Source organism: Wolbachia endosymbiont of Drosophila tsacasi (assembly GCF_028982115.1).
Classification (GTDB): Bacteria; Pseudomonadota; Alphaproteobacteria; order Rickettsiales; family Anaplasmataceae; genus Wolbachia; species Wolbachia pipientis_B.
On the sequence record NZ_JAPQLJ010000022.1, the window covers coordinates 254 to 15,938 of the forward strand.

At 35.2% G+C, this 15,685-nt stretch carries 14 protein-coding genes and 1 pseudogene; 12 read left to right on the plus strand and 3 right to left on the minus strand.

Annotated elements, in window-relative coordinates:
- Positions 1–210 precede the first annotated feature (210 nt).
- The 10 genes from OZD70_RS01155 (at position 211) to uvrC (ending at position 12,668) form a co-directional block, all read left to right on the plus strand.
- Positions 211–852, plus strand: a complete 642-nt coding sequence (locus OZD70_RS01155) for a protocatechuate 3,4-dioxygenase (RefSeq protein ID WP_275020317.1) — start codon at positions 211–213, stop codon at positions 850–852.
- A 72-nt stretch (positions 853–924) separates the two neighbouring features.
- Positions 925–2,445 carry a leucyl aminopeptidase gene (locus OZD70_RS01160; RefSeq protein ID WP_275020329.1) on the plus strand — a complete coding sequence of 507 codons (1,521 nt, stop codon included), beginning with the start codon at positions 925–927 and terminating at the stop codon, positions 2,443–2,445.
- A 245-nt stretch (positions 2,446–2,690) separates the two neighbouring features.
- On the plus strand, positions 2,691–2,903 hold the full coding sequence (locus tag OZD70_RS01165) for a hypothetical protein (RefSeq protein ID WP_017532424.1): 213 nt from the start codon (positions 2,691–2,693) through the stop codon (positions 2,901–2,903).
- A gap of 5 nt (positions 2,904–2,908) precedes the next feature.
- The gene (gene nuoG / locus OZD70_RS01170) at positions 2,909–4,957 is read left to right on the plus strand and encodes an NADH-quinone oxidoreductase subunit NuoG (RefSeq protein WP_275020318.1); all 2,049 of its coding nucleotides are present in this window, start codon (positions 2,909–2,911) and stop codon (positions 4,955–4,957) included.
- Positions 4,941–5,966, plus strand: a complete 1,026-nt coding sequence (gene nuoH, locus OZD70_RS01175) for an NADH-quinone oxidoreductase subunit NuoH (RefSeq protein WP_182183175.1) — start codon at positions 4,941–4,943, stop codon at positions 5,964–5,966. The genes nuoG and nuoH overlap by 17 nt, the downstream gene beginning before the upstream one ends.
- Positions 5,959–6,963, plus strand: a complete 1,005-nt coding sequence (hemB, locus tag OZD70_RS01180) for a porphobilinogen synthase (protein WP_182183176.1) — start codon at positions 5,959–5,961, stop codon at positions 6,961–6,963. Before nuoH ends, hemB begins: the two co-directional genes overlap by 8 nt.
- Before the next feature lie 137 nt (positions 6,964–7,100).
- Positions 7,101–7,859 (plus strand): phosphatidylglycerophosphatase, encoded by a 759-nt coding sequence (locus OZD70_RS01185; protein WP_275020319.1) that lies wholly within the window; start codon positions 7,101–7,103, stop codon positions 7,857–7,859.
- 44 nt (positions 7,860–7,903) lie between these two features.
- On the plus strand, positions 7,904–8,743 hold the full coding sequence (locus OZD70_RS01190) for a glycine--tRNA ligase subunit alpha (RefSeq protein ID WP_275020321.1): 840 nt from the start codon (positions 7,904–7,906) through the stop codon (positions 8,741–8,743).
- A gap of 3 nt (positions 8,744–8,746) precedes the next feature.
- Positions 8,747–10,840 carry a glycine--tRNA ligase subunit beta gene (glyS, locus tag OZD70_RS01195; RefSeq protein WP_275020322.1) on the plus strand — a complete coding sequence of 698 codons (2,094 nt, stop codon included), beginning with the start codon at positions 8,747–8,749 and terminating at the stop codon, positions 10,838–10,840.
- Positions 10,841–10,847: 7 nt separating this feature from the next.
- On the plus strand, positions 10,848–12,668 hold the full coding sequence (gene uvrC / locus OZD70_RS01200) for an excinuclease ABC subunit UvrC (protein ID WP_275020323.1): 1,821 nt from the start codon (positions 10,848–10,850) through the stop codon (positions 12,666–12,668).
- A 50-nt stretch (positions 12,669–12,718) separates the two neighbouring features.
- Here uvrC and OZD70_RS01205 read toward each other — a convergent pair whose 3' ends face one another.
- The 3 genes and pseudogenes from OZD70_RS01205 to OZD70_RS01215 form a co-directional block, all read right to left on the minus strand.
- Positions 12,719–13,324: a CvpA family protein gene (locus tag OZD70_RS01205; RefSeq protein ID WP_275020325.1), complete on the minus strand. Its 606-nt coding sequence runs from the start codon at positions 13,322–13,324 to the stop codon at positions 12,719–12,721.
- 57 nt (positions 13,325–13,381) lie between these two features.
- Positions 13,382–13,978, minus strand: a complete 597-nt coding sequence (locus OZD70_RS01210) for a riboflavin synthase (RefSeq protein ID WP_275020327.1) — start codon at positions 13,976–13,978, stop codon at positions 13,382–13,384.
- Positions 13,979–14,154: 176 nt separating this feature from the next.
- Positions 14,155–14,565 (minus strand): annotated as a pseudogene (locus OZD70_RS01215) (hypothetical protein); the annotation flags it as partial.
- Between the two features lie 27 nt (positions 14,566–14,592).
- Here OZD70_RS01215 and OZD70_RS01220 point away from each other — a divergent pair.
- Together OZD70_RS01220 and OZD70_RS01225 are read left to right on the plus strand one after the other, a co-directional pair.
- The gene (locus OZD70_RS01220) at positions 14,593–14,823 is read left to right on the plus strand and encodes a hypothetical protein (protein WP_275020106.1); all 231 of its coding nucleotides are present in this window, start codon (positions 14,593–14,595) and stop codon (positions 14,821–14,823) included.
- Between the two features lie 14 nt (positions 14,824–14,837).
- Positions 14,838–15,685 (plus strand): IS110 family RNA-guided transposase (locus OZD70_RS01225; RefSeq protein ID WP_275020111.1); only part of this gene is annotated, 848 nt, incomplete at its 3' end.

The window sequence follows — 15,685 nt, forward strand, 5'->3', positions numbered from 1 at the left end:
GTGAAGACATAAGGTGCACATAGTGCAAAAAATTAAAAATAAGACGCCAACTACGTTGTTTTCTTGCTGTTTAATCTGCACAGATGAAGATAACTGAATACCTTCAGTTTCATGATAAGGGGGCTGGCGAGGCTTGTCAAGTAAGTTTTTTGTTTCTATTCCCAATAAAAGTTTGTTATATGGTTATGCAAGAAGTCTATTATAAATGAAATGAATGTGAAAAATATCTTATTAGCGTTTTTAGTACAAATGGTATTCAGTTTGCCGCTATTTGCAGCTGATCCTATTTTGCTCAACTGCATTGAAACTCCAGAAATATATGACCTTGATGCAAGGCCAAAAAATTTTAGCTCTTCAAACAATTTAAGAAGGAAACCTGGTTCTCCAAATAGTGCAACAGGAGAATTAATACACATAGTGGGCAGAATTACTGATATAAACTGTTTACCAATACAAAATGCTGTAGTTTCTATATGGCACGCGAATTCACGCGGCGTGAACCATTACGATAAGAATATAGAGGATGATCCGAATTTTGCTGGATCAGGAAGGTTTGTAGTGAATAATCTTGGCTATTATAATTTTATTACGATAGCACCTGGTAAAATTGGTGATAGAGCTTCACATATTAACTTTCTAGTTCAACATCCAGATTTTCCAGAATTCACAACGCAAATGTTTTTTGCTGACCATAATTGCGATAATTGTGCTGATCCTATTCTTGAAGATTTTGTTAGTAACGGGCTTGCAAGCCTTCTCATAATACCATTTACTTACAGTGATCAGGTCATAAAAACCTATACGTTTAACATTACCTTAGGTGGATATAATAAGTTCTCCAATAAAAGGTAAAAAAGCTTGCATACAAAGGGAATTCACAATAATCTTAAGTATCATAGGGTGCATATGAAAAACATCTTATTAATGTTTCTATTATGCTTTACGTATAGTTTACAATTATTCGCAATGGAGATGCCGGCAATGAAAATAACAATCTCTAAAATTTCATCTGACTTTAAAACAATAGTAATGGGTTTATTTGAGGACAACGAAACCGTAAATGATGGCGGAGTTTTGCAAGGAAAACAGATCATAGATAATATAAAGCAATTTAGCGATTTTAATGGAAGCTTTGGTGAATTTTCTTCTACTATTTTACCAGAAGGAAAAAACGTTGTAGTTGTTGGACTTGGTAAGAAGGATGAATGGAATGAAAATAAAGAATTAAATATTGGTGGTAAAATATATTGTGAGCTAAGCAGATTAAAAATTAAGAAAGCAGCGATTTTAATCGAAGGTAGTACAGCAAATGTTGCATATGGTGCGTTTCTGCGTAGTTTTAAGTTTGATAAGTATAAAACTAAAAAGGATGAGAAAATTACAGAGGTAGAGGAAATTACCGTATTAGTAAAAGATGAGCAATTAAGTAATGCTGAAAGATCATTTGAGCACTTAAGGCAAGAAGGTGAGAGTATATTCCTTGCGCGCTCTTTTATAACAGAGCCTCCTAACATTCTATATCCAGAATCCTATGCTAATCATATAAAAAAAGAACTTACTAAGCTTGGCCTTGAAATCGAAGTGCTTGATAAAAAGCAGATGGAAGAGAAAAAAATGGGAGCCTTGCTTGGAGTCGCACAAGGAAGTAGTAAAGAACCAAAATTAGTAGTGATAAAATGGAATGGGGCTTCTAAAGAACAAAAGCCAATAGCTTTTGTTGGTAAAGGTATAACGTTTGACACTGGTGGAGTATCACTCAAACCTTCACGTGGTATGGAGTCGATGAAATATGACATGGCAGGCTCTGCTGCTGTAGTTGGGGTGATGCATGCTTTAGCAGGACGAAAAGCAAAAGTAAATGCAATCGGCGTGGTTGCACTTGCAGAGAATGCAGTGGGTGGTAATGCTCAAAGGCCGAGTGATGTAGTAACTTCAATGTCTGGACAGACAATAGAAGTGTTGAACACCGATGCAGAAGGAAGGCTCATACTTGCAGATGCTTTATGGTATACGCAAGACAGATTCTCACCAAAATTTATGATTGATCTTGCAACTTTAACTGGTGCTATAGTGGTTGCACTTGGAAATAACGAATATGCTGGTCTTTTTTCAAATAATGATGAATTAGCAAACCGTCTGATTGATGCAGGAAATGAAGCAAGTGAGAAGTTATGGCGTTTTCCTATGAATGAAACTTATGACAAAATTATTGATTCACCGATTGCTGATGTTCAAAACATCGCTCCTGCAGGCTCTGGTGGAGATAGCATAATGGCTGCACAGTTTTTACAGCGTTTTGTGAATGAAACTTGCTGGGCACATTTAGATATCGCAGGCACTGCTTGGCACGAAAAAGGTACTGACATTTGTCCAAGAGGAGCAGTGGGTTTTGGTGTAAGGTTACTTAATAAGTTGATTGAAAAGTACTACGAGGCCAATGATTAAAGGTCTTTATACTGGATTTATGGCTTGACTCACAGCTACATGGACGTTTATTTTCGAGGTGCAGCAAATGAAAGTAGCTGATGCATATTTCTTTTTTTCTGGTCAAGCACTGGAATGATATCAAGGAGTAACTTTTTATTTAAGCAATGATTATAATAAGAGATCTATTGAAATTTTAAAGTTATTAAATATTGACGCTATATACTTAAGTGTTAAAATAGAATGAAAAGTTTTTAGGAGTTTATATGGCAGCAGGTGGGAAAGCAAAGACAGCTAGTAAAAATAACCCTACTCAGCGTAAGAAAGCCGAGCAAAAAATGTATAAAGATAAACCGGTAAAACCTGTTAGATATATAGATCGTGATTCGCGCATGAATTATATGTCTGCTCAATATGACAACGGCAATCTGGTTGAAGATGAGATAAGCGGCAATCCTATAAAGTGGGAAGCTGTATAATAGTTGTGGTCAAAGTTACTATTAATTCTAAGGAATGTGAAGTAGAGCATGGGCTCACTATAATTCAAGCTTGTGAAGTCGTGGGCGTTGAAATTCCACGTTTTTGTTATCATGAGCGTTTAGCAATTGCTGGTAACTGCAGAATGTGTTTGGTTGAAGTTGAGGGTACGCCTCCAAAACCAGTAGCCTCTTGTGCAATGCCAGTTGCAGAAGGGATGGTTATTCACACTGACACCCCTAAGGTTAAAAAAGCACGTGAAGGTGTGCTTGAGTTTTTGCTAATTAACCACCCGCTTGATTGCCCAATTTGCGATCAAGGTGGTGAATGCGATTTGCAAGATATCACGATGGCTTATGGGAAAGGAAACAGCAGACTTGATGAGCATAAGAGGGCTGTACAAAAAAAACATTTCGGCCCGCTGATTGAGACTGCGATGAATCGATGCATTCATTGCACTCGGTGTGTTAGATTTTTGTCTGATATTGCAGGTACAAATGAACTTGGAGGAATCGGAAGGGGAGAAAACGTAGAGATTAGCACTTACATAAAAAGGCATATTAGTTCTGAATTATCTGGAAATATCATAGATCTCTGCCCGGTAGGAGCTTTAACTTCAAAGCCTTACTCCTTTACAGCGCGTCCATGGGAGCTATCACATTGTGAGACTATAGATGTGCTAGATGCTGTGGGAAGTAGCATTAGAGTTGATTATCGTGGCCTGGAAGTTATGCGAATATTACCAAGACTGAGCGAAGAGGTAAATGAGGAATGGATATCAGATAAAACCCGCTTTGCCTATGATGGACTAAAAGTTCAGCGTCTTGATCAACCTTATGTAAAAAAAGATGGTAAATTAGCCCCAGTTGATTGGAATGAAGCATTAACTATTGCTGCAAAGAAATTAAAGAATACAAAATCAAATAAAATAGCTGCAATTGCAGGTGATTTAGCAGATTGTGAGTCCATGCTTCTACTCAAAGAAGTGATGCAGAAGCTTGGCTCGGGGAATATAGACTGCAGGCAAGATGGTGCAAAGCTTATACCAAGTAATCGCGGATCTTATGTGTTCAATACCACTACCCAGGGTATAGAGAATGCAGATTTGTGTCTGCTTATAAATACAAATCCAAGGATAGAAGCACCGATCATTAATGTAAGATTGAGAAAGAGATATTTACAGGGCAACTTTCCTATTGCAAGTGTTGGTCCTAACATTGAATATTTGTATCATGTTGAGAAATTGGGCGATAATCCTGATGTTTTGAGTAAAATAGCAAATGGAAATCATAAGTTCTGTGAGCTGCTGGTAGCCGCCCAAAACCCTATGCTGATCATTGGTCAAGATGCATTAATAAGAGATGATTCTGAATCAATTCTAATTCTAGCTGGCAAAATTGCAGAAAAATTTAACATGGTCAGAGACGACTGGAATGGCTTTAATATGCTGCATAAAGCTGCAGCAAGAGTTGGTGGTCTGGACGTTGGGTTTGTTCCTGAAAAAGGTGGAAAAGACACTAATCAAATACTGGAGCATACAGAAGGTGGCAAGATAGAAGTCATTTATCTTCTTGGTGCAGATGAAATTGATACATCAAAATTAGAAAATACATTTGTAATTTATCAAGGTCATCACGGTGATAAGGGTGCACATGTGGCGGATGTTATCTTGCCTGGTGCTGCATATACAGAAAAATATGCAACTTATGTAAATACTGAAGGCCGAGTACAAAGAACAAATTTAGCTGTATTTCCTCCAGGTGAAGCAAAGGAGGATTGGTTAATTATTAAAAATCTTTCACAATATTTAGACCTTTCTTTACCGTATGATAGTTTATTTGATGTGAGAAAAAAATTAGATACTATCGCTCCACAGTTTAGAAATGCCGATCAAGTGGTAAAAAACACATGGGTGCCAATTAGCAATGATAGGATAAGCTTAAGTAATACACCTTTCACTTTAAAGAAGTGTAATTTTTATATGACGGATTCAATAAGTCGCGCTTCAAAAATAATGGCAGATTGTACTAAAGCTTTTTATGAACACGCTAGTTAATATTTTATTTATTTTAGTACCGCTACTACTTTCAGTTGCGTACTTGGTATACTTTGAGCGTAAGGTTATTGGTGCAATTCAACTGAGGCACGGCCCAAGTGTAGTTGGCCCTTTTGGCCTATTGCAGCCATTTGCAGATGCTATTAAGCTACTGATTAAAGAGCCGATAATACCATTTAGAGCGAGCACCATACTGTTCATTATGGCTCCAATGCTTACCTTTATTTTAGCATTAATTGCCTGGGCAGTTATACCGTTCGGTGCTGAAGTAATTGTAGAAAATGGCCAGCAAGTAGTAATTCCTAAGGTTATAGCAAATATTAATGTTGGAGTGCTTTATGTGCTAGCTATATCGTCGCTGGGAGTATACGGGGTAATTATTGCAGGCTGGTCAAGCAATTCTAATTATGCATTTCTTGGCGCTATACGGTCGGCTGCTCAGATGATTTCATATGAAGTTTCAATAGGCTTAGTAGTTGCTACAGTTGTTGCTACAACTGGTACGTTGAACCTTGGAGAGATGGTGGTAGCGAAACACAATATGCCATTTTGGGTTGATTTGCTACTAATGCCTATAGGAATAATATTTTTTATTTCTTTGCTTGCAGAAACTAATCGTCACCCATTTGATTTACCAGAAGCTGAAGCAGAGCTTGTCTCTGGATATAACGTTGAATATTCATCCATGCCTTTTGCCCTCTTTTTTCTTGGAGAATATGCAAATATGATTCTAGCAAGTGCTATGATGACGATATTCTTTCTAGGAGGATGGTATCCGCCGCTGGAGTTCAGTTTACTTTACAAAATTCCAGGTTTGATTTGGTTCGTTTTGAAGATAGTTATACTTTTGTTCGTATTTATTTGGATTAGAGCAACAATACCTCGTTATCGATATGATCAGCTAATGCGCCTTGGTTGGAAAGTGTTTCTGCCAATATCGGTGCTTTGGGTGGTACTCATTTCAGGAGTGTTGCTCTTTACTGGGAATTTACCTGGGTCCAATGTTTAATTTTCCAAATACAAGATTAAGGCGCAGGCGCTCGAGCAAATGGGTTCGCAATTTAACAAGTGAAAATAGTTTATCAGTAAATGATCTGATTCTTCCTCTGTTTGTTCACAACAGAGAAGAAACAACTGAACCAATTTCTGGCTTACCAGGCGTAAAGTGTTATTCAATAGATGGATTAGTGTCTATAGTTAAGGAAGCTAAAGATTTAGGAATTAATGCTGTTGCAATTTTTCCTGTAGTTGATAACAAATTAAAATCTAAAAATGCTGAGGAATCATATAACCCTAACAATTTAATCTGCAGAGCAATCCGTGCTGTAAAATTAAAGGTGCCTGAAATTGGTATTATTGCAGACGTTGCACTGGATCCATACACTATTCATGGCCATGACGGCATTTTAAAAGATAATCAGATGGATGTAGAAAACGATGAAACTATATCAGTACTGTGTAAGCAAGCACTTGCTTTAGCGCAGGCAGGATGTTATATAGTTGCTCCTTCTGATATGATGGATGGTAGAATAGGAAGAATCAGAAAATCATTAGATGATAATAACTTTCAAGACGTATTAATATTATCTTATGCGGTGAAATATTGCTCTAGCTTCTATGCTCCATTCAGGCAAGTCGTTGGTTCATGTGGGCTATCACATTCTATAGACAAAAGTGGTTATCAAATGGATTATAAAAATGCGCACGAAGCAATGTGCGAAATTGAAATGGATATAAATGAAGGTGCAGATTTTATTATGATTAAACCAGGTATGCCATATTTGGATATTATCAAAACAGCAAGTGATAAGTTTAATTTTCCGATTTTTGCTTACCAAGTAAGCGGTGAGTACGCAATGATAAAAGCTGCTACAAATAATGGCTGGCTAGATTATGACAAGGTGATTTATGAATCTTTGATTGGTTTCAAACGTGCGGGTGCAAGTGCAATATTCACTTACGCTGCACTTGATATTGCAAAAAATTTAAGTGTACAAGCCCTATAAAATTACTAAATTTTTGGTGCATGTTCTTCTACTGTTGCTGCATATTACCTAAAATTTTCCAATACATGTTTTAAGTTATTGATAAGTCCGTTACAATACAGTATTATAAATAATATAAACCAAGTGTTACCTAGAGCATGGGGATTTTTTTTGAATTTTTAGGAAAGATGCTAGGTAAGGTTTTTCCTGCCAAAACAGTAAGCTCTTTTTTGGGAATAGGATATTTACCAGGTTGGCAGAACTATTGGTCTTCTTTTTTAATATTATTTATTGTCGATGTTATATTGATTTTTACATATGGAGACGAATATTTACTATATAAAATGCCAAATTCAGGAATAGTTGTAGCTGCTGTTTTTACAAAATTGGCAATAGTTATGTTAGTAATGCAATTAATTGGAATATTTATTTTTCATGCTCAGGACCCTTCAGCAAATAGTGGTGAAGACATAGTAATACAAATAGCGTCAGGGCAGGTATTGACTGTAGCACTTTCAATGCCAGCAATAATGTCAATTTATTATACTGTAAGTAAACTTTATGGGAGTATATGTAAGCAGATATTTCAATGCCCATTTTGGTTTAATGATTTTATGCACTTTTTCTTTTTTCTTATGATACCTTACGTATTTTTTAATGTCGTAGAAGTGATAAAACCATGGCCAATAAGTTCAATACAACTCAGCTATAATAATGCAATGTCAATTACATTTGAGGGGATTTTTCACACATTTTATGCGGTGATTTTGCTGTATTTAACAGCATTTATATTCTGCGATTTAACTATGCATGATGCAATTGTCCTAAATAAAAGCATAATTCAGTATGTCAGGGAAAGTTCAGCAGTTTTAGGTGATTATTTACATAGTGCTGCAAAAAAAATAAATATTGAATAGTACTTATTTATTTATATATTTAGTATAAAAAGTGTGCAATTTGTGTGAATTTACAAAGTATAATAAAAGAGTTGCAAGATTTTTGGGCTGGTGAAGGGTGCGTTATACTTCACCCATACACATCTGAAGTTGGTGCTGGTACATTACATCCTGCAACAATTATGTCTGCAATTGATACAAAACCGACAAAAATTGCATATCTACAACCAGTAATTAGGCCAGCAGATGGACGCTATAGTGATAATCCTAATCGCTTGTATCAACATCACCAATATCAAGTTATAATAAAGCCATCTGGTAATAATTTACAAGACGTCTATTTAGATAGCTTAAAAGCTCTTGGCATATCTACAGAAAAATATGATATTAAGTTTGTTGAAGATGATTGGGAAAACCCAAGTGTTGGTGCATCAGGACTTGGATGGGAAGTTACATGCAATGGAATGGAAGTAACACAGCTTACTTATATACAGCAAGTTGGAGGAATTGACTGCAAGATGATTCCTGGTGAGGTGGCATATGGGTTGGAACGTTTAGCAATATGCATACAAGGTGTAGATAATGTTTACGATATAACTTGGAACGGTAACGGTGTAACTTACGGGGATATTTTTAAACAAAGAGAATATGAATTTTCTTATCTAGCGTTAGATTATTATGATACTAAAGTGGTACAGCAGCAATTTGAAGATACGGAAAAATTATGTAAGTTCCTTATTGAAAAGGAGCTACCAATGGCAGCTTATGACCAATGCATTAAAACTAGTCACCTACTTAATCTGCTTGATGCAAGAGGTGTGCTTGGTGTCAATGAACGTACAGTGCATATTGGTAGAGTTAGAGAGCTGACAAAAAAATGTTGCGAATTGTACATGAGTAAATAGCGTATGTCGTTACAGTTGTTATTTGAGTGCCTTTCAGAAGAAATACCACCGAGAATGCAGAATGTAGCTGCAACTCAAGTTAAGAGCTGTATTGCCAATGTTTTTAACAAAAATAATGTAAAATTTACATCAATGGAGGTTTTTGTAACGGCACGTCGCATTATCCTATTTGTTGACAACATAAATGCTTTGGAGCTAAAGGATTCCAATAACGAAGTTAAGGGACCAAACATTAACGCACCAAAAATTGCTATCGAAGGTTTTTTAAGAAAATATCAGAAAAATGAAGAAGATTTGCTCGTTCGAAAAGTAAACAATGAGGATTTTTACTTCATTAAAAGAGAAAGCTGCTCATTTAACATCAGAGAATTCCTCAAAAATCAACTGGAGGAAATGCTCAAAAACTTTTCTTGGTTGAAGAGCATGAGATGGGGCGAAGGAAAAGAAAGGTGGGTTAGACCAATTAAAAACATTTTATGCATTTTAAATGACGAAATAATACCTGTGTCTTTTGCAGGGATCACAGCATCTAACACAACATATGGCCATCGATTTCTCTCAAGTGATGCGGCGTTAACTATTAAAGCACCTAAAGACTATTTTGAATTGCTAGAAAAAAACAGCGTAATTCTCCATCTGGACAAAAGAAAGCAATTTATACTAGATCAGATTAATAAATTCACAAAAGAGCAGAATTTACAACCTGAGAAAAATGATTATTTACTAAATGAATTGACAGGGCTTATAGAGTGGCCAATCGTACTGTTTGGTGAAGTGAATCAAGAAAAGTCATTTGGATTACCGAAGGAAGTAATTCTTAGTATAATTAATACGCAGCAAAAATACCTTGCTTTGAGTGATGGACAAAGAATTTCGTATTTTGTTACTGTTGTTAATGTCAACAATGATAAAGTCGTTAAAGGGCACGAAAGAATATTAGAAGCACGTCTTGCTGATGCACAATTTTTAATATCTCAAGATAAAAAGGAAAATCTAGATCATTATGTCAAAAAATTAGACTCGATATTATTCCATGCTTATCTGGGCAGCGTGGGGGAAAAGGTAAAGCGTATTACGGCTCTGTCAAAGTATATAGCTATATTTATTCCACATGCTTCGCTGATAAAAGTTGAACGTGCTGCATATTTGGCAAAAGCCGATTTGGCAACATTGATAGTAAGAGAGTTTCCAGAATTACAAGGAGTAATGGGTGGATATTATGCTTCTTATTTTCAAGAAGATAGAGAAATAGTGGAAGCTATAACCGAACACTATAAGCCAATCAGATCGGAGCAAGAATGCCCTAAATCTCCCACTGCGATTGCTGTGGCTGTTGCAGACAAAGTGGATAGCTTAGTTGGTTTAATTGCAGCAGGTGAGAAAATCTCTGGTTCGTATGATCAGCTTGGTTTGCGGAGAATGACAATTGGTATAATGAGGACAATACTTGAAAATAATTTGCATATTCCAATTAGACTAATGATAGACAAGTCAGTATTTTTATATTCAAGGCTTCTATTTAATAAAAATACAACGTCAGTTGATAAGCCAAATAGAAAACAAATTTCAGAACTAGTATTTAGATTCTGCTTAGAAAGATTCAAGGTTATTTTAAAAAATAGAGATATAAGGCAAGATATTATAGATTCAATACTACATAAAATCGATATTAATGATCTGCTGACAGCAGAAAAGCAAACTGTTATATTGGATCGTTATCTTAGTACGCCAGAAGGTGAACAGATTCTAAGCACTTACAAAAGAGTCAGTAACATGATGAGCAAAGCAAGGAAAAGTGATGGCACTACTTATAGTGCATCTTACGGTAAGAGATTTTTGATTGAAAATGAAGAAATTGTGCTATCAAATTGTGCCATAACTGCTTGTAAAAATATTAAACAAGCAATAAAAAATAACCACTTTAATGCGGCACTTGATGAGCTTGCTGGTTTTGCTCCATTTATCAATCAATTTATGGACAGTGTAAAGATTAACTGTGATTCTAATGAGCTAAGAAGAAACAGATTATCTTTGCTTGCGAGTGTTGTTTCCACATTTCATTTAGTAGCAGATTTTAACCTCATACAAGTCAAGTAATGGATAAATGTTCAAGCAATATAAAGAACAGATAAAATTATCTCCGCAGTCTTGTGGTGTGTATAAGATGATTGGAGATAAGAATAAAGTTTTATACATTGGTAAAGCAAAAAACTTGAAATCGAGATTATCTGACTACCTTCAATTCGAAAACCTTTCTGAACGAATTAGAGTTATGTTCTCACAGGTTGTTAAGGTTGAAATATTCATCACTGAGAATGAAATCGAAGCACTGCTTCTTGAAGCACAGTTAATAAAATCATTGAAACCACTTTATAATATTGTGCTCAAGGATGGAAGATCTTATCCTTATATAACGATTTCCAAGCACGATTATCCAAGAATAGCAAAACATAGAGGCAAATCTAAGAAGAATGAGTTTCATTATTATGGTCCCTTTACATCTGCCGCTGCTGTTAAGCAAACTATATTGTCATTGCAAAAAGCTTTTCTCCTAAGAGTATGTTCAGATCAATACTTTTCCTCAACAAAAAGACCATGTATTGAATATCAAATTAAGCGCTGCTCAGCACCATGCATAAATAAAATCACAAAAGACAACTACTGCCAATCAGTAAAACAGGCACGAAATACATTGCTTGGAAAAAGCAAGAAAGTGAAAGAACAGTTACTTTTCACAATGAGAAAGTGCAGCAGTGAAGAAAACTATGAGCTTGCTGCTATATATAGAGATCGGGTAAAGTTTCTTGAGCAAATTCAAATACAGCACACGGATTTTTCTTTTGAAAAAGATGCAGATTTCTTCAGTATTGTACGTGAAGAGGATCTAGCATGTATTAGTGTGTTATCGTTCAGAAATAAAGACAACTACGGCAGCACTCCTTACTTTGCCGAGAACTGTGGTGATCACTCAAATGATGAAATTTTATCCACCTTTTTGGTCAATTTTTATAATTCAGCTAACATACCTCCAATACAAATTTACGTTCCAGATTCTATTGTGGATAAGGAAATTATAGAACAAGCACTATATAAGGTTGCTCAAAAGCCAGTAAAAGTTCTGCATGCAAAGAATAAAAAAGAGCGTGATTTATTGAAATTTGTTTATGATAACTCTCAGCATAGCTTAGAGCAGAAGCTTATCGATTATAGAAATAACCTAGAAAAGCTTGAGGAGCTTAGCAAAGTTTTCTTGTTACCAAGTATTCCAAAGCGTATCGAGGTTTATGATAATAGCCATATTTCTGGAAGCCAGCAAATTGGTGTAATGGTTGTTGCAGAGCAGGAGGGTTTTTTAAAAAGTGAGTACAGAAAATTTACTATAAAAGAAGAAATTTCAGGCGATGACTATAAAATGATGAAAGAAGTGCTGACCAGACGTTTCTCCGGCAAGATAAAGGACATAATTCCTGATTTTCTATTGATTGATGGTGGGCCTGGGCATGTTTTCATAGTACAGAATGTACTGGAAGTATTGAATATAAATGTTCCTTTTGCTTGTATGGCAAAAGGTCCTGATCGTAACGCAGGAAATGAAAGATTTTATATGCTGGGCAGGGAAGAATTCAGTCTGGCAAATGACAGCAAAGTCATGCTTTACTTACAATTGCTGCGTAATGAAGCTCACCGCTTTGTGATAACTTCACATAGAAAAAAACGCGATAAACAGTTTATAGTTTCACAATTAAGCAAAATACCCGGCATTGGCAACAAAAGGAAAAAGGCGTTGATGTCTTATTTTGGTTCAGTGAAAAATATAAGCAAAGCTTCTCTGGCTGAAATTCAAAACGTACATGGAATTAGTAAAGGTTTAGCAGAAGTCATTCTTAAACACGTGAATTATAAGAGAGGAGTGCTCTTAACCTGACACATATGGCTTTTTGAATACTCCCAATGAACATATTTATAAATAAATATTTACTCTTCTTTTTTATTGTTTTGGGGTTTTTCTTGATCAACCATTTCTCCACCGATCTCTTTTATTTTTAGTATCAACAACTCTGGCACATATATGTCAATTACTTCTTCTGCTGTCACAAATAAAGCCTGATAAGAGTGTGAATTTATTATCCAATTAGGCAATATGTCTTCTGCTTTTATTTCAGAATGTTCCTCTTTTTTGCCATATTCTTTTTTGTCATATACTGTATAGCAATATAAGTGCACAGCAAAAAATAATACATAAGAGAGCAATATTCCTTTAAGCACTCCGAGAAAGATTCCAGTAACTCTATCGATAAACCCCAACCTTATGGGTGATAATATGTACATTAGCCAGTTGTTTATTATCATGAATATAAGATTAAGTATAATAAATACAGAGATCGTAGAAAGTATGTTTAGTATAACTTTAGAATCAAAATATTTACTATAATTCGGAGTGAAAAAATCATAGTGATTAGCTGTCAGAAAAATTGATAAAAATAGAAACATTAGTGCGCATAGCTCTTTTATAAAACCTCTAGTTACCGAGATTATTACGCATAGAACAACAATGAAGATAATTAGGCTATCGAAAAGCATATTTTATATCTATATGGTTTTCAAGATATAATAGTTGTAAATAATAAGGTTGTAAAATTAATTGTATTTATGCTGCATCAATTGATCTAAATACCTAGCGATCATGTCAATTTCTAAATTCAGATAATCATTTATTTTTTTGTACTGAAAAGTTGTATTTTCCCATGTATAGTGAATTATATTTACTATAAATTCCTGATTAATAACTGAATTCACTGTGAGGGAAACCCCATTTAGTGTAACAGAGCCTTTTTTTGCAATAAATTTAATTAATTCTTGTGGGCACGATAGTTTGATTTCATGAGAATCTAAATTTCGTTCAATTGTTAAAATTTTTACTATCCCATCAACATGACCCTGAACTAGGTGGCCATCGATCTTATCACTTAATCTCATTGCTTGTTCGAGATTTATTTTTTTGCCTATTTTCCACGTATTTAAGTTAGAAACCTTCATAGTTTCTTGAGACGTTTGGACTGTAAATATGTCGCTCATTATATCAACAACAGTTAAACACACACCAGAGCAAGCTATTGAATTTCCTTTGTTTATAGAGGGTAAATTTTGTGTTTTGATATGGAAAATTTGATCAGAGTTGGAGTGAGTGATAGTATCAGCTATAGTCCCGATATCCGTGATAATTCCTTTAAACATGTGGTGAAAATAAATAATTTTACCATGAAAAATTTTTTACAACAACTTACTTCTATTTTGTTATAGCTAAAGTAATTCTGGTTTACCGACGATTTAAAAAACGACAAATTCGTCATTCCGCCTCTTATTAGTGGGATCTATCCGCGGCGATATGACGTAGGAAAACTGAGCCTGCACTAGCTATAGGCGCGAGAAAGGGGATCGTTTTTACTTGCTTGCTTAACAGATTCTATAGAATATTCAGAATATATAAAGTAAGCTAAACTCAAAACACATAATGTAATCAATGTTGGTAACCCTATGTTCAATGCTAACCCAATATTTTCTCTTTTTTCTGGTGGCACTAATCCTTTTAACATTGACACTTTTCCTAATGGAAAATGCCATAAGCAAAGTGTTGATGCAGATGCTACTATTATAAATAGACAAAAATAAGCCTTTTTTGAGGAAAATAAAGTTTTTAACGGTGATTTGAGTGTAATGTTAGTAGGTGGTAGAGTTTTAGCTTCATTTGTTGCTGGTGAAGGATCTTTAGATTTATTTGTTGGTAAAGGGTTTGTAGATTTATGAGGAGTATTTTCATGTTGCGTAGGAGCATCGAACAAGGAAAAATCTTGTTAAACCTGAAAGAAACTATTTTATCCAGTGCTATAACAATTTTTAAATATAATTTATTAAGAAGTATTTTTGCAGTTATAACCGGAACGCTCAATGGTGCTAGAGTGCCCGTTTGGGAGCATGGTTTTGGAGGAACGGTTAAACCACTGATGGAGTCTATTACAACTACCTCGATTAGAAGATTGTATAATCTAACCGTCCCAAGCTTAAATACTTCTTCATTATAAGTTATAGGAGGTCAATTACAATGACAAAAAGTAAATTAGAGGTAATGAATCCTGATGCAGCAGGGATAGATGTTGGTTCGGCTGTACATTATGTATGTATACCCGAGAGAAGAGATGAGCAACGTGTTCAAAAATTTGGCTGCTTCACTGAAGACCTTCATAATTTAGCAAGGTGGTTAAAAAAGTGTAAAGTTACAACCGTAGCGATGGAATCAACTGGTGTATATTGGATTCCTTTGTTTCAAATACTGGAATCTTACGGTTTTGAAGTTAAGTTGGTAAATGCGCGACATGTAAAAAATGTACCTGGGAGAAAGTCAGATGTTCAGGACTGTCAGTGGTTACAACAACTACATAGTTATGGATTACTCCAAGGGTCATTTAGGCCAGATAGCCAGATGTGTGTATTGCGTAGTTACGTGCGACAACGTAAGAACCTCACTGAAAGTGCATCTACACATGTTCTGCGTATGCAGAAGGCATTAATTCAAATGAATATACAACTGCATAGAGTTATAAGAGATATAACAGAAGTAACTGGTATGAAAATTATCAAGGCTATAATTAAAGGCGAAAGAGATTCTGGGAAATTGGCTCAATTCAGGGATGCACGAATAAAAAATGATCAGTCTACTATAGCAAAAGCGTTAGCTGGCGATTATAGAGAGGAACATGTATTCACGCTAAAGCAAGAATTTGAACTATATAATATTTATCAAGAAAAAATAGCAGAATGTGATAGAAATATTGAGGTCTATTACAAAACGTTTGAAACAAAATCTAACGAAAGTAAACAGTTGAGTAAGGAAAAGAATAAGCACAGAAAAAGTAAGCCTGACTTTGCTTTGCACGAGGAACTGCA

Bases quoted from the DNA above. Each gene is read 5' to 3' on its own strand.
- OZD70_RS01155 (WP_275020317.1), top strand. From the start codon at position 211: ATGAATGTGAAAAATATCTTATTAGCGTTTTTAGTACAAATGGTATTC.
- OZD70_RS01160 (WP_275020329.1), top strand. From the start codon at position 925: ATGTTTCTATTATGCTTTACGTATAGTTTACAATTATTCGCAATGGAG.
- OZD70_RS01165 (WP_017532424.1), top strand. From the start codon at position 2,691: ATGGCAGCAGGTGGGAAAGCAAAGACAGCTAGTAAAAATAACCCTACT.
- nuoH (WP_182183175.1), top strand. From the start codon at position 4,941: ATGAACACGCTAGTTAATATTTTATTTATTTTAGTACCGCTACTACTT.
- hemB (WP_182183176.1), top strand. From the start codon at position 5,959: ATGTTTAATTTTCCAAATACAAGATTAAGGCGCAGGCGCTCGAGCAAA.
- OZD70_RS01185 (WP_275020319.1), top strand. From the start codon at position 7,101: ATGGGGATTTTTTTTGAATTTTTAGGAAAGATGCTAGGTAAGGTTTTT.
- glyS (WP_275020322.1), top strand. From the start codon at position 8,747: ATGTCGTTACAGTTGTTATTTGAGTGCCTTTCAGAAGAAATACCACCG.
- uvrC (WP_275020323.1), top strand. From the start codon at position 10,848: ATGTTCAAGCAATATAAAGAACAGATAAAATTATCTCCGCAGTCTTGT.
- OZD70_RS01205 (WP_275020325.1), bottom strand. From the start codon at position 13,324: ATGCTTTTCGATAGCCTAATTATCTTCATTGTTGTTCTATGCGTAATA.
- OZD70_RS01210 (WP_275020327.1), bottom strand. From the start codon at position 13,978: ATGTTTAAAGGAATTATCACGGATATCGGGACTATAGCTGATACTATC.